Here is a 21,143-nt window from a genome sequence, read left to right as displayed (position 1 = left end):
GGGTGGCGGCGGGCACCCGTTGCCGCGCCACCCCACCGGGTCACTTGCCCAGCGCGGTGACGAACCCCGTGGTGGGCGTGCCGATGCCGGTCAGGGTGTCCCAGCCCTGCCCGGACTGAAGGCTCTGCGGCCGGCTGTCGATGTCGAGCAGGTAGCTGCCCAGGCCGTCCGGGACGTGCACGCCGCCAAAGCTGTGCATGAACGGCGACCAGATCCCGGCGGCGACGGGCTTGACGTCGGTGATCTGCGGCGAGCCGATCAGGTCGTAGAGCGCGTCGTTGAGGAACCCGAACCGGCTCACGCCCTGGGCTTGGGCGGCGTCGGCGACCAGGGCGGCGATCAGCGGTGCGGCCAGCGAGGTGCCGCCGCTGGCCAACTGCACGAACTGGCCGTGGGAGTTCGTGTAGGCGATGGCCATGCCGGTCATGGAGTCGGCCAGGGCGCTGACGTCGGGAATGGCGCGCTTGCCGCCCGCGAGCTGGGTCGGCACGACTCCCTGCTGGTAGGCCGGCGTCTTGTAGTACATCGAGACGCCGCCCCCGGCGCCGCCCGCGAAGCGGCCGTCGTCGTCGGACTGCGCGACCCACGAGCCGCCGTTCTGGGTGTAGCCGGAGTTCGCCCAGCCCGCGGTGAACGCGATCTTGTTGTCGCCGCCGAGGGCGACGCTGGTGCCGCCGGCGGCGGTGACCCACGGGTGGCTGGCCGGGAAGGTGGCCTCGGCCTGGCCCTGCACGCCGCTGTTGTCGCCGGTGTCGCCGGAGCAGAACACGATCGACTGGCCCTGGATCGCCGCCTGGATGGCGATGCGGCCCATCTGCTCGCGCTCGGCGGCCGGCACCAGGCGCTCGCCGGGGTAGAGCCAGGAGTTGGAGATAATGCTCGCCTTGTTCTCGACCACCGCGCGGATCAGGGCGTTGTAGAGGTCGAAGCAGGACGAAGCCCCGTAGTAGACGATCTTGGCTGCCGGGGCGAGGGTGTGGACCGCTTGCACGTCCAACGCCTGCTCGCTGGCCCACGCCTCGGGGTTGCACTGGTCGTGGTTGTCGTAGGCCGGCGGGAGCACGGCGCTGTACTGGCCCGGCGTCAACGCCGGCGAGCCGTACTGCGCGGCGGCCTGGTTGGTGTCGGACTCGACGGTGGCCAAGTTGTAGGCACCTACGATCGCCACGGTCTGGCCCGCGCCGGTGTTACCGCCGCCCAGGCCGTAGATCGCCCGCATCTGCGGTGTGTCGTAGCCGCACAGGAAGTTCGACTGCCGCCCGGCGGGGTGCTGCTGCGGCACGGTGGAGTTGTTGGTCTCCGCCCAGTGCAGCGCGCACCACTCGTCCTCCTCCCCCGCGGCGGCGACGTCGCCGGGACGCGCCGCGCCGCGGGCGTTCCGGTCGGCCGGCGCGGTGCGCGCGATCTGCTGCGTGGTGATGGTTTTGGACGCGTCGTCCAGGCCGAGCACCGCCTCGACCGCGCCGCGCAGGCCACGCGGCAGGCTGACCTGCTGCTCGGGCGCGGTCAGCGTGACGGTGCGTCCGTCGCGCAGGGTCGTGCGGAACTTGGCCAGGGTGACGCCGAACGCGGCGCGCAGCCGCCCGACGTCGCCGCTGACCTGCACGAAAGCCCGGTTGTCGCTGACACCCTCCACCGTCAGGCCCGCCGAGCGCAGCCACGAGGTGACCTTGTCCACGGTGGCCGGACTCGCGGCGAACCGCTCGGTGAACGCCCTGTTGTCCAGGAACTGGCGGTACTGCGGCGAGTCAGGGTCCGACACCGCCTGGGCGAGCTGCTGCGCGCCGCGCGGGTCGCGCAGCGCCAGCGCTACCTGGACGCGCCGGCGTTCGCGGTCGTCGACCCCGCCGACCTTGGCCTGCGGTGTGGCCCACACCGGCGCGCTACCCTCGACGACCGCCCGGTCGCCACTCGGCTGCGACAACGCCATCTGGGCCGACGTCGGCGCGGCCGAGACCACCGCCAGTACCGCGCACCCGACTACCACGCCCGCGACACGGGCTGGTCGAAGCGCCATGAAAAGCCCCCGATTCCTCTTCGCTCATCACTGTGCTGCGGACAATGAACGGCTGACACGCGACGAACCTGCACAACGCCCCGAAAATGAGACGAACCTGCGGTGAGTCCCCCGCGCGGCGACACGCCGTTCCATTGCGACCGACGTCCCCCTGTCGGCCTGACCTGCGGTAACCGCCGATCTGCGGACAACCCTGCCTCACGGATCAGCGTCGCGTCAACCATTCACGCCCACATTTTGCGGCCTATTTGAAAAGGTAGTCAGGACACTGATTTGAACAGGGGAAAGCGCTCCGGGAAATTTGATTCCCCAGAGTGTCGACGTGCATGTGGCGTGTTACCCAGCGGCCGTGACGTCCACCTTCTGCACCACGAACGCAGGGTGCGGCCCGCACACGGAGGCACCCGAGCGGGCGACATGCCCGGTTATCCGCGTCCGTTGCGGCACGTCCGCACGGCCTTCCCCCGCCTCAGCCAGGCGCAGCTCGACCGCGGAACCGGTCAGGCGCAGCACCTGGCCGCCGTCCAACCGGAGCACCGCGCATCCCGGCCTGGGCGAGTTCCACCACGTCCGTCCCTCGACCACGACCACCGGCCCTTCCCGCTCGGGTGGGGGAAGCTCCACCGAGGCCACCACCGGTGGCCCCGTCGACGCCGTCGCGGACGGCGACGGTCGTACCGCGGCGGGACCGCCTGCGGAACAGCCGAGCACCCCGACCGCGAGGCCCAGCACGATCGTGACCGGCCTGATCACAACGGGCCGCCCGGCAGACCTGTCGTCGGACGCCATCGCGTCCTCCCCCTTCACGTCTTGACGCCGGTTCCGCCTGCGGCCTCCTGGCCCACCCGGGAGACCGCAGCGGCGGAACCGGCTCGACGGCCGCCGCCCCGAGCAATCGACAGTGCTGGGGTGCCACTGCCCGCGACGGGACGACGACCTGTTCGTGCACGCCCCCCAGTGATCCGCTGGCACGACCGACCACCCGGCGCCGTCGTCTCCGCGCTCCCGGCGCGGGGATGACATCGTGGGCAATGGGTGCCTGGACCCGGGTGAGGACCCAGTCCGGCCGACGCCGACGGAAGTTCTCGCGCCGTCCAGCGTCCACGCTGGACGGCCGCCGCACCTTCAGGGCGACGCTGCGTCCTCGTTGTCGGGCGGAGACCCGACGTCTGCCTCCAGCGCGGCATGCGCCGTGACCGCTGCGACGGAATCCAGGCCCGGAATCGGTGGCCCGAAGCGGATCCCGCTCGCGGTCGAGGTGTGTGCCACGCACGTGCAGCCCTCGCGCAGCGTGCCGAAGAAGGGGTAGGCCCACCACGTGTGGGACACGTCCGAGGCCTCCCACAGCTCCGGCCGCACCGACAAGGGCATCGCGAACGCCCCGCGCACCGGCGGTCGGCCCGGCCGCATCACGCCCCGCGACACGTCGACGTCCTCACGCGGCTCGCGCACCGAGCACGTGCACGTGGTCAGCAGGGGCGCGACGTCGCGCCAGGCCGCCTCGGTCAAGCGTCCCACGACACCGGCGCCGTAGACGGCCAACGCCAACCCCTCCGCCACGACCTCGAACTGCACGTCGAGAATCAGCTCGAACCCATGCCTGGCCAGGGTCCGCCGCGCGGCCCACAGCTCCTCCGGCGGCGGAGCGCCGACGTGGATGCGCCGCTCGAACAACTCCGGCGCGCGCTGCCAGACCACCTCGTAGTCGATGTGGCCGCAGTGCGTCCGTGCGTTCCGTGACAACTCGTCGGGCGAGGCCGAGGGCCACACGTGCCCGTCGACCATGTCCGCCAACCACTCGGGAACCTCGACCTGAGCGGGGTCCAACCGCCAACCGCACCAGCCCGGTGGCGGCTGGAAGACCAGCCGCCCTGCCTGCTCGTCGGACGCGGCGGAAGTCCCGTCAGGGATCTCCGTTTCCGAGCCCGCGGCGCTGTGCGCGCCAACAACCACCTGACACCCCCCGATGTCGACATCGTCCCGGCCCAGGAGCCGGTCGACCACAGGTCGGCGACGACGGACTGGCACGCCCCCCATCGCCGTGCACCCGCCCTGCGGGCCGTCTGTCTGGACGTCCCGGCAGGGCGGTACTCGGCGGGCGGATCCCTCCCCAGGGCCCCGCCGACACGACTCTGCCGCCGCGTCCTCCACGGCCCCGCACCGCCGCCGGACCGAACGCGGGCAAGCCTCCCGGCCACCCACGCGCGGTCCCTGCGGTCCCGTGTGGACCCTGGACTCGGCTTCTGCACCCTAGGCAGAAATCTGACACACAGTCACCATTAGGCGGGCAACGAACCCTTTCTTCACTCGAATGGAGTAGTGATTGATTACGGAGAGCACCTAACCGAGCTTTGGGACGTCACCGCACCTGCCATCAATTTGTGGTGGCCAGCTAGCGGGGACCGCGCTTGACCACCGATGGCTGCCACTACGGCCTGGCACCTGTGTTTGACCGTGCCGCTGGCGCTACTACTCTTGCTCCACCTGCCCTGGGCGAGCATTCCGTGTTGGGCTGCCGCCCTGATGGGCGTCGGGCGCGCTTCGTCTGGCTGATGTCGACCGCCCACCATTGGCGCCAGCCGCGCCCGGTCTCCTGCGACGCGACGTCGTACAGGGAGCTGGTGCTGGCCGTGACCCGCCGCGGCACCGTTGTTGACGTCGAGCATGGTACGACCGTCACGTGGAGACGGCTGGACGCGATCATTCCGTTGCACCAACAACGACGACCTGAAGGACGGTCTGCTGACCTGGAATACGCTCGTGCGCTCCGTTCCACAGTGGACGGTGCTGTACAGCCGTGCCAGCCCTTCCGAACACGGCCCGGACGGAAGCGTTCCCCTAGGCACCACGACCCGCCCGCCATCCCTGCGGACTCGATCCGGTTTCCGCTTCGCCCGCGGCATCGGCGCGGGGTTCGCCACGACAGAGGAACTACGTGCGAGGGCGTGCGCGAGCCTGGCCACCTTACCGTCGCATACGCCCCCGCACCTGCGGCCGACTGCGGACCGGTCCGGATCCAGAACTCGGAGAGTGCCGCCGGTGCACGGTGGTGCCCGGTGATCTTCGGCCGAACGTGTGGCAGCCGACGCCGCACCTCACTTCCCGCCGTGCTGCGGACACCTCGCCACCGCAGCAGCGTGAACGACCCCGCACGCAGGCTCGATGAGTGCCAGCGGGCGGGCAGGGCCGTGTCGGCGGTGCGGTGCGGACCCGGTTCTGTGGTCAGCACGCGAGCGGGGTCCGCACAATGCGGTGTAGCCCCTGTTCACGGCGGATGTGCGGGGTCGAGGCGGGTCGGTGCGGTTGTGCCGCTACGCGGAGGGCAGTGCAGGCGGGGCAGATCGGCCACCGGCGCCAGGTGTAGCGCGGGTTCGCGGGTGCGGGCAGACACAGTGCCCGGCACAGGGCACGGTAGCGGCTGCCCAGGTGGGCGGAGCCGTGGGCGGTTGCGTCGGCCGCGACGAGGTGCTGTTGGGCGGTGAACACGCCAGGCAGCAGCCGTGGGCTGGTCACGTCCGCCTCCTGGGGTCGGGGGTGTCGTCAATGATCACGGGCAGGACGGCGGTGGGGTACTCGTCGCCCGGCCAGTCGGCGGTGTCGCCCGACGGCCAGTTCAGTCGCAGCGGGCGGCCCTCGGCGACGGCGGCTTCGATCAGCTCCGCGACGGTGACGCCCCACTGGTTGCCCTGCCGGAGGACGTGCTGCGGGAGGCCCACGGCTAGTCCCGCCAGGAACCGGCGTCCGGCGTGCTGGCACCCACCAGCTCCAGGCAGAGGGCGTGCAGGAGGCCGTCGGGTGTGGTGGCCTCGTCGGTGAGGATGACCGCGCCGCACACCGCGTCGACCATCCCGTCCTCGGCGGGCCGGCCCCTCGGGATGGCGTGGCCCTGCCCGTCACGGCCGATCAGCCAGTGGTGGCCGCTCACGACCGGTGGTGCCGCCGGGCGGCGTGGTGCAGGTGCGCCGATCCGCCGTAGGTCGGCAGGCTCGTGGCCGCCAGCGCCGCGGCCAGCCGGTCGCGGGCCGCGGTCCAGCCCGGATCGGTCGCGGGCTGCTCGGGTGCCGTGCTGCCATCCGGCGAGGGCACGGGCGCGTCGGGTTGCGAGGACATGATCGGCGTCTCCCTGGAGATACGGCGCGACCCGCAGCGCTCCCGGCCGGGACGACGAGGTGTCCGGTCGGGGTGTGGGCGCGTCGCCAGGCCGGATGGGCTCGGTGTCCGGCCCGGCGGGTTCCGGCAGTGGGGTGGTCGCGGCGGCCCTGCCGGGTCGGGGCGTCGGCAGGGCCGCCGCAGACTGGGTGGCCGGGCCGGCGAGCGCCGGGACGATGCGACGACGAACCCTGCTGAACAACGAAGATCCCACCTGGCGTCACCTCCCGTGTCCGGGATCTGACGCTAGGTGGGACCGTGGAGCGCTATTTCACAGGTTGTTAAGCAACAGGCGGAATCACCCGGTCGGGGGCACACCGATCCTGCGCGCCAGGCCGCGCAAAGCCGGCCCGCCGGCGTCGCGCATGGCCGCGTTGAGCAGCGTGGTGACCGACTCGCGGAAGAACGGGTTGTGGCGCACCTTCACCGGCGCCAACTGTTCCGCGCGCAGCAGGGCCGACAGCCCGGCGTCGCGGTGCTTGCGGTCGGTGACCAGGCCGCGCCCGAGGTCGGTCCAGAACGCGGCCTGCCGCGACACGGACACGCCGTCGAGGCGGAGGCCAGCGGCAACCTCGCGGACCTTCGCCCCGGCACCGAGTTCGACGCCGATGGAGACCTTCCAGATGCGGACGTTGACGCGGCCATAGTTGGTCTGCATCCACGGGCTGACGTCCGGCTCGATTCGCTCGGCCAGGTCGGTCGCCTCGTCCAGGTGGGTGCGGGCGGCGTCGCCGTCGCCCTGGGCGGCCTTGGCCAAGGCGGCGGTCAGGTGCGCCATGCCCAGCACCTCGGTCCGGGCTCCGGGGGTCTGCGCGACCTGCACCGCCAGGTCATACTGGCGCTGCCGGTTGCGCCCGCTGATCAACTGCGCGCGCTGGTAGTTGGCGTAGGACAGCCACACCGGGTCCTCCAGGCGTTCGGCGGCCTCCTGCATCCGCTGCACCGCCAGCGCCGGCAGACCCGCCACCCTCAGGTCGTGGGCGAAGTAGGCCACCGCCTTGTACGCCGCGATCAGCCCGATCAGCGCCTGGCGCCGCTGTCCCGCCCCGTTCACGCCGAGCAGCAGGTCTTGGATCAGCGTGGGCAGCAGTCCGCCCTCGGCGTCGTAGTCGGCGTTGGGCCGCAGTGTCAGGTTCAGTTTGTCCAACTCGGCCAGCACCAGCCGCCACGGACGTGCCTCGACGTCGGGTGTCTCGCCCACCCGCCACGCGTTCAGCACGTCCTCGATCGCCGCGACGTGGGCCAGGGCCGCCTCCGCAGCTGGATCGATCGGCGACTCGGGCCTGCGAGTCAACTCCTCCGGCGAGGTCCGCAGGGCTCTGGCCAGGGATTCCAGAAGCTTCCGCGAGTTCACCGGTCTCAAGCCGCGCTCGATCATGCTCAGGTAGGCGGGGGTGATGCCCGCCAACTGGGCCACGACCTGCTGCTCCATGCCGCGGGACGCGCGGATCTCCCGGACCCGCCGTCCGATGTGCGCCTGTTCCACGCCAAACCTGCCCCTCGTCGCGGAGTTGTTCCCCTTGGTTCGCGGGTGCCCCCGGGGGCCAACCGGGGGCGGTGCCCTCCGCGAAGAGGAACACGACAAGGCTAGCGTCCGCCGCCGTGATCCGGGTCAGCCCTGGTTCGCGAGGCGGTGCGGCTCCGCGACGAAGTGACCGTCCGGCCCAACTGCCGAGACCGAAAGCGGCTCCCATGCGGACAGCACCTCCGTGTGGTGGCTGGCTCCAGCGAAGTCCCCGCTGCTTGCGCAATCCGCATTAGCCTGACCGGGCCCGCCTCAACGCGGTGATTTCCTCCACGATCCGGGCCTCGACGGCGTCTGAAAAATCTCATTTGATCAGCCAGCGTGAGCCTTCGTGGGCACTGTCCGGTAGTGCCCCTGTCGGCGACCTGACGATCACGCGCCGGCGGCGAGGCCTCCACGGCCGCGATGCAGCAGACTACTGGTGAGGTCGCCCCAGCGTAGACAGCCTGCTAGCCGCCGCCATCCGCGCCGACCTCGTCGTCACCGCCCTGGCTACGGCACTCGACGCAGCAAACTCCTACGGCCAGTTGCGCGAACTTGCCCCGCGAGTAGCAATCGAGCGGGCCGCGCAGCCGACCTCGCTGTCGGACTGATAGAGCCACACCCCTTGCGACCGTCAGAGTTAACGGGTAATCCGAGCAGGTCCAAGCCCGCTCAGCCGAGGTTCTCCCCCGGTCTGATGACCGGCTTCGAACACGTCCCTCAGCGACACCGGTCCGCTGTGGAGCACCGTCCGCTCAACGGACCCATCCGGCTGCGTTTCCCACCGGTGCCTACAGACATCGGCGTGCTGAACACCGCCCACCGCAGACGACACGGAGGCCGACAATGCCATCGCGATACACGGTCGCGACGGCGAAGCGGTATCTTCAGCCGGGCCTGCCCGCTGTTCACCGACTAGGAGACGCGTGCCTCACGCCCTGTGGCTGGATCTGGTCGGTTCCGACCCGGCGCCGATTGGGTCGCCCGGCGACGTGGCGTACCAACTTTTTCTCGCAGTGCTGGAATCTCACATCGCCGAAGGGCCTGAGGGAGCCCCACCGGTGCTGCAGGTTGACGGTCGCGGAATCGCCATTCTCGACCTGCAACTCCAGTCCCTCCCTTCCGGAGTTCGGATCGGGCTGGCCCTCGACAGTGATCTCAACCAGGCATTGACTGTGGGCCCGAGCCTGGCACGAGCGCTACCCGACATCCCTGAGTTGTCCGGCTATCGCATGACATCGTTCAGCGTCCACAGCCTGGACACCCCGCTGAAGTCTGGGAGATGGTTGCCGCGCGAGGAGCATCTGAATGCCCGCCAGTCTTTGGCTGGGCACTTGCCGTGGCCGATCCGCCGATTGATCGCCCAGTACCTCCTCGCTGGCGCCGCGGCCGATCTCGCCGCCCCGGACCGAGAGAGCCTCGTCAACGCGGCCGACCTTGTGGCCGAGGCAGTCGAACGCCCCTGGGACGGAGACCTGACCGAGGAACTCGGCACGCTGCTGATCGCCGCCTGCCGCGCCGAACAAGCCACGGGCGACCGCAGGCCGCTCACCGGCCGCGGAGAAGGCGACCGCGCACTAGCCCAAGCATTGCTCGACGCAACGCGTCACGAACATGATCACCCTCTATCCGGGTTCGACGACGACCAGATGCGCGGCCACGCCCTCGTCCACACATTCATGGACGCCCACGACCTCCGACGGGAACCGCCCGACCGATTCCGCTCCCCGGAAACCGCGCTGCGCCACCGACACGAGCAAGTGCGGGCAGTGCTCTGGGCAGGACTCCGTGCACTCGCCACGATGGGCGGCCCGGCACTCGGAAGCGCACCAACGCCCTGGGTATGGCTTGCATCCCTGGGTAGCGACTCGATCGACGACACCGCGCGTTGGTTCGCCACGCGCGACCTCGACGACAATGCCCAAGCAGCTCACGACGCCGAACTGGACCACGACGCGTCTGCAAAGGCTCACATGCTTGTGCAGATCGCGCTACGGGCACCACACCTGCTGGCGGCCGCACCCGCGACTGCCGCCATCGACGACCCAAATGTCACGGCCGACCCGCTAAACCACCTGATCCACTACAGCGCTCTTGCCCTGGGTGCAGACGTCATCGAGCGTGCCGCCACGACTGGCGACGCTCGCGCTAGCCACACAGCGGCAGCCTTGGCGCCCATCCTGCGCGCGATCGAGACAGCCCGTGACCGCCCCCAGGACACACAGGATGAGATCGACCTGCTCAGCGACTTGTTCGAGACCATCGAAGACATGCTGCCCGAGGAGAACGCGCCAGCCCACAGTCGACGACGCGACATCAACGCTCTGCTAGGCCCCCTGATCCGGGCGCACCATGAGACCCCAAACCTCGCATTCACCCTCGCCCGCGACTTGATCACCGAACCAGCTGAAGCGGCTGGGATCGCATTCGAGTTCCCTGATGGCCGAGCTGCCGACCACGCTCTCACGCTCCGCATCCTCGCTGCCGCCGCAGCCGTCGGGCCCGAACTGGTAGCCGCGATCGCGGCGGACCTCCCAGCCCTCCACAGTGACGATCCCCGCGACGAACCGGCCCTCCGCAACGAGGCAACCAACTGGTGGAACGCCACCACGAACTACTTGCACTACCTCCACACCACTATCGGCGCAGTCGACGAGATTCCCAGTTGCCCCGAGCCTGGAAGTGCACTCCTGCGCTATCTCGCTGACCGGAACACCGCCACAGGCGACCTGCTCGACGATCTGTCGACAGCGGACACTGTCGTGGCAGTCACCCAGGTGATCTCCGTTGTGAGCATCTGGACCGGTGATCCAAGCCTGCCAGGCCAGATCCTGCTGACGACTGACTGATCACATCGTGGATGACATGCCCGCCCATCACTTGGAGGCAGTGCCAGACCCGCCGACACTGACCAGGCCATGTGCCAGAGGTGGCGAAGCCAGAGGCGATGGCGGCGCTGCGAATGAGGACCTGGTGGCGTACGGATTTCTCGTCATTGCGGGTGATCACACCCCCGTGTCGCTCGAACAGGGGGACGCCGCACTCGACGCAGCAGCTATCCGGTGGAGCAGACGCTGCGCATGTCGATCAACAACCGCCGGGCGGCCGACGTTGGCCTTCCGGACTGGTCGGAGCCGTTGTTCAAGTGGCCTGTGTTCCTGGGCTGAACAGATGGCTCGTCACTGACGGTGTTTCCTGACACGCCTGTTCGAGCTGACTTGGCTCTTGAGAGCTCGCACGTGGGGTGGCGGCGTGCCGCCCGGTCGGGTCGACTCGCACGACCGAACGAGCGACCGGAGCGTCAAATGACGCGGAACGCGCCCGTCCGGTCGGTAGAACCGTGGTTCATCGGCGCAGGTTCGGTATTCAAATGGTCGCGTGCCTATCCCCAGGCGCCACTGCACGCTGTTCCACGCCGCCAGCCCTTCGGTCGGTAATGCGACTCGTCATCCTGCCCAGCGGCCCGCGCGCTGCATCTGGGTAGGTGGTGTGCTGCGACGAGGCGGTATCACCCGATCGATCACCGCAGGAACAGCTAGCCTCGCCGCTATGAACGAGCACGCACACGAGGAGTGGACCCCCGGCGATGTGGCGGCGATGATCGCCAACCCGTTCTACGCCATCGAGATCGACCCGATGTTGGCCCAGCCGCATCAGCCGATGATCAGCGAGGACGAGTGGGTCGCGTCCAACATCGAGCTGATCGGTCAACTCGGACCCGACGCGTACCTGCGCAATCTGCTGGCAGTCCTCAAGGGCAACTACCCGCAGACGAACGACTAGCGGCCCGCTGGCCCCGCGAACGCCCGTCCGGCCCGAACGACATGACATGGCGATGCCCGCCAGCGCCACGGGTGTATCCCCGCCGCACTTCGGCCAACAGATCCTCTACAGGGTCGAACTGGGGTTGGACCACATCACCTTCTATCGAGAGTCCACCTCGACTTGGTCTTGATGCGGGCCTTAACGACCGACGTGGGGCTCGGCCCGGATGTCTGCGGCGGCGAGGTCGTGCTGGGCGCACCACCCGGATGCCCGGCGGCCGACCGGAACCGGTCGGCCGGGTCGACGCGGACCTGGTCGACCTCTGCGGCGGCCCCGGCGGCGGCGAGGCGGGCGCGGTGATCGCTCGGGGCGACAGGCCGAAGGCGGAGGCGACCTCGGCCAGCGGCCTGCCGTCGCGCAGTTCCCGCACGATGTGCCGCCGCACCGGGTCCGGGAGCCGCCGCCGATTGCGTGCGCTGCGGTGCGCGGCGATGTCCTGGCTGTGCGCGGTACGGCATCGTCGCACCGGCAGCCCGCGCGTCAGCCCGAGACCGTGCCGCGCGGGATCGGCGTCTTCAGGCTCACCTCAGCCCCTCAGGACGCTGCGGATCCGGTCGCCTGCGGCCCGGCTGATCGTCGACTCGGTCTGCATGGCCGTCGTCTCGGCGACGACCCGTTGCACGATGGCGCCCTGGTGCATCTGCGCGGTGTCGGCGAACGCCTCCGCGACCCGGTAGGGGAACTGGGCAACCGCGTTGACCACGACCTCTGCCGCGGTCTTGGCGTCGTCCTCGGCTTCGAGTTGGCGGCCCCACCGAATCGCCTCGGCGAGCATCATGACCGCGCCAGCGAGCGCCTTTTGGCCCTCGTGGGCCCACTCCGCGATGCTCTCGACGCTGATGGCGTCCGCGCCGCCGTGGTTGGCCATGCCCGGCTCCCAGTTGTCCGGGGCCTTGTCGTGGGAGTCGGTGTCGGCGATCCGGTTCAGCCACTCCCAGAACGGGGTCCGCCATTGCAGCCGGACACGCTGGGTGTCGATGCCGTAGGCGAGGAGCTGGAGCGCCGCGTGTTCGGCGCCTGCCAACCGTTCGTTCCAGTCCGTGGCGGCCTTGCCGTCGTCGGCAGCGGGGGCGCGTCGTGGGGTCGGTGCGCAGAACGGCGCGACAGCGCCGAGTTCTTCACCCCCGCTGGCGCGGGGAACACGGCCGGGAGCGTATCGCCCACGCGGCCCGCGGCGGGCCACTGGGGGGCGTGCGACCTCGTCGGCGGTCATCCGCGCGGCCTCGGCGATCTCCTCCTGTCGACCGCAGACACTGTCGTGGCAGTCACCCAGGTGATCTCCGTGGTGACCATCTGGACTAGTGACCCGAAGCTGCCAGGCCAAATCCTGCTGACGACTGAGTGATCACATCACGAATGGCATGCCCGTCCGAACCGTCCAAGCGGGACAGGTGGACGCGTGGGTGTGGGGCCGGTCGTCAAGTAAGTGGCGCCGCTGGGTCGCGCATGCTCGCGGCGGCGACCGGGAGACGCCGGCGACGCGCGCCCACAGCCCGTGCGCGCTGCGGATGTCGGCGACGCGGTGGTCAGCGCGTCGTTCGGGGTGATGAGGACGAAGGACGCCCTATCCGTGTCGGCGTCCGGCGGCGTGGCGGAGGGCCGGGAAGCCGTGACATCGGCTGTCGCTTCTACGCCCTTGCTCCGACGCCGGCAGCGTCAACGCCGCCGGGCGGTTGGCCGAACTGCTGTTGAGGCGGGGCGAGTCGAACGAGTTGCGCACTCGCGCTGACGCCGGCGACGACTACGCCGCGGGAGCAGCCGTACCGTCGGGAACAGCGCCTCCCCGGACCGGTGCTCCCCCGGTCAGGTCACAATGTTGCCGAGCGGCGGCCAGCCGACCCGGTGATCTGGCAGCCTCGCACCTTCCCGCCAGTGCCAGGAGTCCTCATGGCCGTGCAGGCTGCCGCCCACCTTGCTCAAGCTGCCGAGGTGTCCGCAAGCCATCGGCAGAGCGGCTTCGCAGGGTCACCCGGAGGCGTGAGTGCCAGGCCGCGAACCCGGCGGTCCGTAAGGGCCCTGAGGCGACGGCCGAGCCCTGAAGGAGTGCATCACGAAGCATGTTCACGGCTGTCGGCGGCCGCCTTGTTGGTGCTGAGTGGAACGTCGTTGCGGAGCAGGAATACCAGCACGTTGAACGGAAGGTTTTCCTCGACGGCCTGGTCGACGTAGCGCAGGACGCGCAGGGCCTCCCGGCTCAGATGCGGCGCAGACTTGTCTCCTGCCGAGGTCACCAGCGCTTCCAGGTGCGCCATCTGCGCCTTCCACCGCGCCGCGCGGACGGCGTTGTGCAGACACCGGACAGACTCCGGAGTCGGGTGGTTCGTGGAAGCGAGCACGACGTGCAGCGCCCGTAGAACCGCCGGATCGTTGGCGATGACCTCTTGCCGGGCAACCCAGCCGCACACCAGCTTGTTCACGACCTTGCGGCGGGCACGGCGGCGTGACTGTTCCAGCGGAGGCGGTGATGCCCCCTCGGACAGAAGATCATCCAGCGCCTGTTCCCGCCGCTTGCCCTTCTCCCGAGCGTTGGCGATGGAGTCGCGACGCAGACCTCGGGCGTACCCCGTCGCGAAACGCCGTGCCTGCTCACCTTCGGCGCCGAGCGTCGGCTTGCGCCGCCGGAGCCGGTTGATCCGCTCGTTGCGGCGGTTGATCGCCCACCACATCGCGAACGTCATGCCCTGGACTGGCGGGTCTCTCGGCTCCGTGGCGCTGTCGGCGCCCTCGTCGGCGAACCAGAACCGCAGCCGGTCCTTGAGGAAGGAATGCGGGTCCTGCTTCTCGCTCTTGCGGCGCTGCAACCTGCCGTCGGGCATCAGGTCCACGGCCCGCAGGATGGCGTCGACACACCAGCCGCGGTCGAACCATCGCTGCACCACCGAGGTGATCTTGTCGCGGTCGGCGTCGTGCCACTGGGCGCGCAGACACAACGACTCAACGGCCGAGGCGACGTGGCTCTCGTCCTCCGGCACGACCCGACCGGGCCATTGCTTCGGATCGATCTTGGCGTACATCCGGCCCACCCTGCGTCGAACGATCGACTGCCCTCGACGACAATTGCAGCTCATGCTGGCAGAGAGCCGGCAGCTCCTGTGTTACGACACACGGCCATTCGCATGGTTTCGAAACTTCGCTGTCGCGTCCGACTAATCGAGCGATACTCAGGACTGTCCGCCGCGCTGGTCTTCGTGGTCAACAGGGTGTCGTCCAGCAGCCGGCCCGTCGGTCAGGTGCGCGGCGCAGTCGCAGGCAGCCAAGACCGGCTGGCACCGTCGGCTTCGCCCTGATCCAGGGCGAAGTCCCACGACGCCGGCCACCGCCCTGCGCGATGCCGGCACGTACGCGATCTGAACATCTAGAGACGGCCTGTCGGGGGCGGGACGGCGGTCCAGGAAACGACGTCGGGCGGGTAGTGCTCGCCGAAGGCCCACTCCAGCACCGCTGACCACAGCTCGGGCAGGGTGATCCACGAGGAGCGGGGAAACCTGGTTTCGGCCGGGTTCCACGTGTCGTAGACCAGTTCGATGTCGGCGGGCACGGTCGCGGCCAGGCGGGCGCCATCGGGTGAGCCGCCGGTGAACCAGTACGAGCTTGCCCGGTCGGGGCCGTCGGCGACACGGAGCAGCGCGGCACCGACGCCGTGGGCCGGGTCGAAGTGGAAATCCAGTTCCGAGAGCCGGTCCTGCTCGGTGACCGGCCTGACGGCCCGGTGTCGTGTGAGGCGTGCGGCGTAGGGCTGCCCGTCCGCTCCGGCGGCGAAGTCGAGGAACCTCGCCAGCTCCGCTCTGGCTGTGAAGCCGAGTCCATAGGTCGCGCCGTGGACCTGGAGGGTGCCCGAGATCGTCCAGTCGTGCTCGGTCACTCCGTGTTCGGCCCAGCTACGCATGCTGCCCATCCCGTCGCTCACCTCGTCCCCGCGAACGGCCTGCGCTGCAGGACGCCGTCTCTGTCCTTCCACCACACTGCCAGCCGGTTCTCGGCGGACAGCAGCCTGGGCATGACGTCGTAACACCCATCGCGGTCCACAGGGGCGCACATGCCGCCCGGATGATTGATCACGATCACCACGTCGGGTTCGTCCTTCTCGATCATCTCGGCGGCGATCTTCATCTCGACGTGCGTCTTGAGCCGCGCGGCCGTCGGCTCGTCGATCCCGGCGTCCAGCATCGCCTCAAGCGCCGCATCCGAACCGGAAACGCCGCTCTGGACCTCCCGCCGCTCACCGTCCGCGTAGTAGTACCAGGCCGTGGTCACGATCCGCTTGCTGGCCTTGAGCTGGTCCCACGTGGCCGAGGCCCACTGCCGGTCCACCGCGGCCTGCTCGATCTCGATCGTGCAGGCGCGTTCCTCGTCCTGGGCGCCTGCCACGCCCAGTCCGAACGCGGCGGCTTGGACGCACTCGAACTTCCTGTCGTCTCCGGAGAGGAAGACGTAGTAGAGGGCGAGTCCAACGACGACTAACGCAGCCAGCTTCCTCACGGTGCGTGATCGAACCATCACGGCAACGTGGCAGGAAGCGCTCTCGCCTGAACGTCGCAACCCGGAGAACGCGCCGGACCCTGAGGTGTGCATGAAGGTCGACCGAGTTGGGCGGATCGCGGACACCTCCAAGTCCGCGCCCTCGTCGGAAAAAGCTGCCGGTTGGCGGCGTTGCAGGGACGGGTTCACCGTGTTCGGCGGGCGCCGCGTCGTCCTGCTCGGGGTGTGGGACCTCGCCGGTGATGGTGGACTGGGCCCCCAGACTGACACCGGTCAGGCTCAGGGTCGACACGCCGGTCGGTCGAGGCTGAAGCCGCACGGCGACACCGTCGTCGAAGCGGGCGTGGTCGGCCACGCAGTCACCCGCGACGTGTAGCGTGGCACGCTTGGCGAACACCGCCTGCCCCACGTCCACGACCGGGGCGGTGATCCGGTCCAGGTGCGCGGGCCCGTCGAAGGTCGTGCTGGTGAGGACCAACGCCGAGTCGGCCGTCACGTCAAGGAAGTTGGCTGGCCCGTAGAACGTCGTGTCGCTGAAGATCGCTGTGTCGCAGCGCGTGCCCAGGAACCAGGCGTCCCGACCGAACACTGCCTCGTCGAAGTGGACGGTGGTGAATCCCGTGCCCTGGAAGTACACCCTTCCGTGGAAGCGCGCGGCCGTGAACTCCGCCTCGTCGTGAAAGCGGGCATCGCTGAAGTCGGCGTAGTCCTCCTCGGGGTGGCTCGTGCCTCCGAACTGCATGTCGGTGAACCTCGCGGGACCGGTGAAGACGCACCCTCGGAACGACCAGCTCAACGCCGGCGCGTCCTCGGCGGGTTGAACGCGGCGCACCGTCTGGAGGGTCTCCTGGAGCAGGCGCGAGTCGAAGGTCGTGCCCCGCAGGTCCACCACGACGATCGAGCCGCCGGTCCGTGTCGCGGTCCGCGTGCGCAGCATCGCCTTGACCGCGTCCTTGCGCGCCTGCGGTTCGGGGAGGTGACGCAGGCAGTGGATCCCCTCATCGCGCCGGCCGGCCGGGACGGCGCCGCAGTCGTCGGCCGCGCAGGTGCGCCACAATTCGGACAATCGCCGGTCCAGGCCGTGAGCCAGTCGGACGGCGGAGGTCCACGGTGCACTCACGCCCGCCCCTCCTCGACGTCGCCTGCACCGCGCTCTCCGTCGGAATCGTCGGGAGAGGCTTCCAGCAGCACCAGCACCACAGCCTGAAGCAGCGATCCGGACGCCTCGGGTGCGGCGGCCAACCGGGCAAGACGCATCCAGAGCCGGTCGAGTTCGGCCTGCAACGCGGCGGTCTGACCAACTTGGACACGGGCAGCGCCCAACGCTCCGGTAAGCCGGTCGACCTTGTCCTCGGCGGCTTGGTCACGGCGGTCACGTTCGACGCGCGCCTCGGCCTGCTGTCCGCCCAGCCTGACCTCGTGGGTGCATTCGAGGTTCTGTCGCAGGGCGGCTTCCCGCGAGCGTGCTTCGTGAGCGATCGACGCCATTTGCCGCTCGTGCTCCCGGCGGATCGTGACCAGTTCGGTGACCAACTCCGCGGTCCGGTTCCGGGAGGTGGCCAGCTCTACGGTGCGGGTGGCCAGCTCGGTCGTGGCGGTCTCCGCCCTGCTGGTGGCGTCCCGGAGCTGGTCGGTAAGGGCGTCGACGCCGGCCAGGGCGGCGCTGGCGCTGTCGTTGGCGTGCTGCGCCTCCCGCCGGGCGCGTGCAGCGTCGCTTTCGGCGGCGAGTCGCGCCGTGACCGCCTCGGCCCGCTCGGCTAGGGCAGCGAGCGACACCAAGGCGGTGAACAACACGCGGTCCCCGAGTGAGGGCGTCGATCCGACGTCCATGCACCTTCATCGGCCCCACGGCGAGGCTGCCGCAGTGCCAGCGGTCGGAGTCACCCGGACGTGTTGCCGGGTGGGACCGCCCGGTCCAATGAGGACGGCCGGACTACGCCCGAAGCCTGCCCACGGTGCAGAGCGCACCACGTCGCTTGCATGGACTATCCGCCGCACCACCATCCCTAGTCGCAGTAGTGCCGGACGGTATGTTCCATCGCCTCTACGGTGGCGCGCTCCCACTGTTCGGCCTGGCCGTCGGGCGGGCTAAAAGCAATCCCGGTGCAACGCCACGATCACGTTCCCGACCCGTGCGACGACGTGTACTGCACAGCGGACGACGTATATGTCAGGTTGGGATTTGACCGGCGTGCTGGCCACGATGGTGGAGGACATCTGCGCGGGCTCACGAGGTTCTGCCGCTCCACCGTCGGCCGCCTCGCCCGCACTCGACGCGGGCCGCGTCAGTGAGCCAGCTCGACCGCCGCCCGATCAACTCCCGGATGCGTCACCGGTGCAGGACCTGGCACGGACACGGCTCCCGCCGGGCCCGGCGGCTGCTGCGGCCGGGCCCGGCCTGTTGGGTTGGGTGGCGACGAGGTTGGTGGCGGGTTCGCCGAGCGGTCAGGCGGGCAGGGGTTGGGCGTCGGTGTGGGCGTGGTCGCGGCGGTCTGGGTGGGTGTGGCGGGCGTGGCGTGCGGCGGCGTGGAGCAGGTCGGGGTCGTGGTCGGCGAGTTCGGTGAGGGCGAGGACGAGTTGGTCGCGATCGAGCGCTTGTCGTGGTCGGGTGGTGGGGTCGTGCCGATGCAGGTCCGAGTTGGGCAGCCACAGTCCTCTGGTCCGTGCGCCGGAGACGAACAATTGGGCCTCGAAACGGTCGAGCGCAGCCAGGACATCCGCGGACGGGTGGACGAATTTCGCCTCCACGATCAACCCCCCGGAGGGGGACAGCACGGACGCGACGGGATGGTCAGGGTGGCCGGGGATGGCGCAGGAGCGGGCGATCTCGGCTGCCCGCTCGACCGAGCCGGTGGTGGCCCGGTGTGCGGCAACCCCTTGGACGAGGTTCGCGAAGGCGTCCCGGTGCCGGTCGCGTCGATGCAACCGGTCGAGGGCGAGGGCGAGGGCGGCGTGCACACGGCTCTGGCCGTCGATGACGACGTCGGTGGCGGGGGCAGTGAGGGAAGTGCGGGCTGCATCGGCACGGGCCCGCGCGGTGATGGTTTCGGCGCGGGTGTGGGCGTCGGCTAGGACGGCGGAGGTGGCGAGTAGCGCGGCGGTGAGGGTGTCAGCGGCGCGAGTGCGGTCGTGTTCGGCGGCCTGCTGCGCGGTCCGGATGCTGTGCAGCAAGGCGGTACCGGTCAGCGCGCGGTGGGCGAGCAGGTCGGGCTCGATCCGCCCGCCGGTGTCGCTGCCGCCGGTGAGTGCGTGTTCGGCGGCGGCAGCGCGGATCTCGGGGCTGTCGGCGGCTTCGGTGAGTGCGGCCACGGCGTCGAGCATGGCCTGGGCGTCGGGCGCGCCGTGGCGGGCGGCGATCGTGTACGCGTCGCGGGCGGCGTCGAGGTCGCCGGCGGCCAGGTGCCCTTCGGCCACGGCCTGCGCGTCGCGGCCGAGCAGCCACGAGTCGATGCGCTGCTCGCGGTCGGCGGCGGTGTGCGGGTCGCGGTCGGCGAGGCGGCGGCGGAGGTCGGCCAGGGTGGGCGGGTTGTGGGTCATCGGGTGTCCCTGCTGGTGGTCGGCGTGGGCGTGGCTCCGGCGGGTGTGGTGTCGGCAGGTGGTGAGGTCAGGTGACGATGTAGCCTGCGCAACGCGGCTTTGCGCTGCTCCTGCAAGCCCCGGACGCTGAGTCCCAGCTGCCGGGCGGCGCGGGCCTGGGTGAGCCCGTCGACGTCGACGGCCAGCACGACCTGGCGTTGACGTTGGGTGAGCAGCCGAGGCAGCTCGGCGAGCAGGCGTTCGTGGTCGACGCGGCCGAGCACGGCCGAGAGTTCGGACTCGGCGGCGGGGTCGGCGTGGTCGGCCAACGCCTGGTCATCCACCGCGACGGGATCCGTGCGCCGGCGGGTCTGTTTGGCACGGTGGTTGGCCAGGTCTCCCTTCACCGACTGGCGGACCATCGCCGCGGCGAGGTCGTCCTCGATCGCGCCGCGGCGTTTGCGCCACTGCACGTACAGGTCTTCCGCCGCCTGGTTGGCCAAGTCCTGCACCAGGTGCTGTTCGTCGGGCCGCACCCGGCGCCCGATGTAGGCGAGCAGCTCGTCCCACAGTCGGTGCAGGATCGCGGTGAACTCCGCGTCGTCGCCAGCGTCATCCGGGGCATTGTCGAGCGGGCCGTCGGGTTCTCGGCCGTCGGGGTGCTCCAGGTCCGCGTGCGCGCCGCCGGTCACCGGGCGTTGTCCCGCAGCTCGTCCGTGCCGGCGGCGGGGTGCGGGGTGAGGGTCATCGACCACTTCGCCCCGTCGTCGTCCACCACCGAGATCTCCGCGCCGGCGCCCGCCGCGCCGATCGTGCGGGCGAGGCCGGCCATCGTGTCCCCGCGGTCACGGGCGCGGCGGGTCCGGCCGCGCTGGTCGACCATCTGCGCGACCAGCCTGCTCAGGCCAGCGGTGGGGACCAGGACCAACTCGTGGTTCACCACCGGGTCGTGATGTCCGGGGTCGTGGAACGTCATCTCGCCTCCGTGTCTGTCGACCTGCCCACCTGCGCGAGCCGTCTGGTGGGTTCTCCCACCAGACGGCCGCAGTACGCACACCGGGTCCGCGCTTGCGGTTGTGGGAGGTCGGTGGTGGCTGCCCGGTGACCGTGCTGTCGGCGGCGTGCACCGATAGCCATCGCCGAGGACGGATGCGAACCAGCAGAGCTGAGCATCCCGTCACTCACCGACACCCCCCGGGGGAGGCAACGCCTGATGGCCCGATCTCGGTGTTCGACCCGGTAAGACCTCAAACCTCCACCCGCCGTGTGCCAACCCGCGCCGGAAACGCAAGCAGCAGTACCCGGCGCAAGGAACGCCAAGGGCTCTCGCGAGACACCCGGTACGGTCGTCGCCTCGGACGACGAGGAGGACGAGCGTGCCACCGGGCGACGCTGACCAAGATCTCTGTGTAGTCGCCGCCGTTCCCGGGAGGTGGTGTCGGGTCGGGGCTGCGCACCGTGCGGTTGTGGGACCCGGCCACCGGAACGCAGGTCGGTGACCCGCTCACCGGCCACACCGACTGGGTGAACGCGGTGGCGGCGGTGCCGATGCCCGACGGCCACACCCTGATCGCCACCGGCAGCAGCGACACGACCGTGCGGTTGTGGGACCCGGCCACCGGAACGCAGGTCGGCGACCCGCTCACCGGC

At 70.1% G+C, this 21,143-nt stretch carries 18 protein-coding genes and 1 pseudogene; 3 read left to right on the top strand and 16 right to left on the bottom strand.

Annotated features, from left to right (window positions below):
• Positions 1–40: 40 nt before the first annotated feature.
• The 7 genes from RIN75_RS26015 to RIN75_RS25985 all read right to left on the bottom strand — a co-directional run bounded on the left by RIN75_RS26015 (position 41) and on the right by RIN75_RS25985 (position 7,652).
• Entirely contained in the window at positions 41–2,017 is a 1,977-nt protein-coding gene (locus tag RIN75_RS26015; protein WP_309114643.1) for a S53 family peptidase, read from the bottom strand.
• A 336-nt stretch (positions 2,018–2,353) separates the two neighbouring features.
• Complete coding sequence (locus RIN75_RS26010; protein WP_309114642.1) at positions 2,354–2,806, bottom strand: hypothetical protein; 453 nt, start codon at positions 2,804–2,806, stop codon at positions 2,354–2,356.
• A 336-nt stretch (positions 2,807–3,142) separates the two neighbouring features.
• Positions 3,143–3,844, bottom strand: coding sequence for a hypothetical protein (locus RIN75_RS26005; protein WP_309114641.1), 702 nt, complete (start codon positions 3,842–3,844; stop codon positions 3,143–3,145).
• A 1,682-nt stretch (positions 3,845–5,526) separates the two neighbouring features.
• Entirely contained in the window at positions 5,527–5,733 is a 207-nt protein-coding gene (locus tag RIN75_RS26000) for a hypothetical protein (protein ID WP_309114640.1), read from the bottom strand.
• Between the two features lie 2 nt (positions 5,734–5,735).
• Positions 5,736–5,942, bottom strand: coding sequence for a hypothetical protein (locus RIN75_RS25995; RefSeq protein ID WP_309114639.1), 207 nt, complete (start codon positions 5,940–5,942; stop codon positions 5,736–5,738).
• Positions 5,939–6,127: a hypothetical protein gene (locus tag RIN75_RS25990; protein ID WP_309114638.1), complete on the bottom strand. Its 189-nt coding sequence runs from the start codon at positions 6,125–6,127 to the stop codon at positions 5,939–5,941. Before RIN75_RS25990 ends, RIN75_RS25995 begins: the two co-directional genes overlap by 4 nt.
• Before the next feature lie 337 nt (positions 6,128–6,464).
• Complete coding sequence (locus RIN75_RS25985) at positions 6,465–7,652, bottom strand: helix-turn-helix transcriptional regulator (protein ID WP_309114637.1); 1,188 nt, start codon at positions 7,650–7,652, stop codon at positions 6,465–6,467.
• A 947-nt stretch (positions 7,653–8,599) separates the two neighbouring features.
• Here RIN75_RS25985 and RIN75_RS25980 point away from each other — a divergent pair.
• On the top strand, positions 8,600–10,522 hold the full coding sequence (locus RIN75_RS25980; RefSeq protein ID WP_309114636.1) for a hypothetical protein: 1,923 nt from the start codon (positions 8,600–8,602) through the stop codon (positions 10,520–10,522).
• 700 nt (positions 10,523–11,222) lie between these two features.
• The gene (locus RIN75_RS25975; RefSeq protein ID WP_309114635.1) at positions 11,223–11,456 is read left to right on the top strand and encodes a hypothetical protein; all 234 of its coding nucleotides are present in this window, start codon (positions 11,223–11,225) and stop codon (positions 11,454–11,456) included.
• A gap of 568 nt (positions 11,457–12,024) precedes the next feature.
• Here the strand turns inward: RIN75_RS25975 and RIN75_RS25970 are convergent.
• The 9 genes and pseudogenes from RIN75_RS25970 to RIN75_RS25935 all read right to left on the bottom strand — a co-directional run bounded on the left by RIN75_RS25970 (position 12,025) and on the right by RIN75_RS25935 (position 20,469).
• Positions 12,025–12,522: a hypothetical protein gene (locus RIN75_RS25970; protein ID WP_309114634.1), complete on the bottom strand. Its 498-nt coding sequence runs from the start codon at positions 12,520–12,522 to the stop codon at positions 12,025–12,027.
• A gap of 1,024 nt (positions 12,523–13,546) precedes the next feature.
• On the bottom strand, positions 13,547–14,512 hold the full coding sequence (locus RIN75_RS25965) for a hypothetical protein (protein ID WP_309114633.1): 966 nt from the start codon (positions 14,510–14,512) through the stop codon (positions 13,547–13,549).
• Positions 14,513–14,853: 341 nt separating this feature from the next.
• Entirely contained in the window at positions 14,854–15,393 is a 540-nt protein-coding gene (locus tag RIN75_RS25960) for a hypothetical protein (RefSeq protein WP_309114632.1), read from the bottom strand.
• A gap of 8 nt (positions 15,394–15,401) precedes the next feature.
• Complete coding sequence (locus tag RIN75_RS25955) at positions 15,402–15,977, bottom strand: DddA-like double-stranded DNA deaminase toxin (protein ID WP_309114631.1); 576 nt, start codon at positions 15,975–15,977, stop codon at positions 15,402–15,404.
• A 601-nt stretch (positions 15,978–16,578) separates the two neighbouring features.
• Positions 16,579–16,719: pseudogene (locus RIN75_RS44225) on the bottom strand (pentapeptide repeat-containing protein); the annotation flags it as partial.
• Positions 16,720–17,093: 374 nt separating this feature from the next.
• Positions 17,094–17,807, bottom strand: a complete 714-nt coding sequence (locus tag RIN75_RS25950; protein ID WP_309114630.1) for a hypothetical protein — start codon at positions 17,805–17,807, stop codon at positions 17,094–17,096.
• Between the two features lie 615 nt (positions 17,808–18,422).
• Positions 18,423–19,514: a hypothetical protein gene (locus RIN75_RS25945; protein WP_309114629.1), complete on the bottom strand. Its 1,092-nt coding sequence runs from the start codon at positions 19,512–19,514 to the stop codon at positions 18,423–18,425.
• Entirely contained in the window at positions 19,511–20,185 is a 675-nt protein-coding gene (locus RIN75_RS25940) for a sigma-70 family RNA polymerase sigma factor (protein ID WP_309114628.1), read from the bottom strand. The genes RIN75_RS25945 and RIN75_RS25940 overlap by 4 nt, the downstream gene beginning before the upstream one ends.
• Positions 20,182–20,469: a hypothetical protein gene (locus tag RIN75_RS25935; RefSeq protein WP_309114627.1), complete on the bottom strand. Its 288-nt coding sequence runs from the start codon at positions 20,467–20,469 to the stop codon at positions 20,182–20,184. The genes RIN75_RS25940 and RIN75_RS25935 overlap by 4 nt, the downstream gene beginning before the upstream one ends.
• A 482-nt stretch (positions 20,470–20,951) precedes the next feature.
• Between RIN75_RS25935 and RIN75_RS25930 the strand changes: the two genes are divergently transcribed.
• A partial coding sequence (locus RIN75_RS25930) for a hypothetical protein (protein WP_309114626.1) occupies positions 20,952–21,143 on the top strand: 192 nt, incomplete at its 3' end.

This window comes from Saccharothrix sp., from assembly GCF_031180885.1.
GTDB lineage: Bacteria > Actinomycetota > Actinomycetes > Mycobacteriales > Pseudonocardiaceae > Actinosynnema.
The sequence above is the reverse complement of the archived record's forward strand: the minus strand, read 5'-3'. Positions and strand labels throughout refer to the sequence as shown.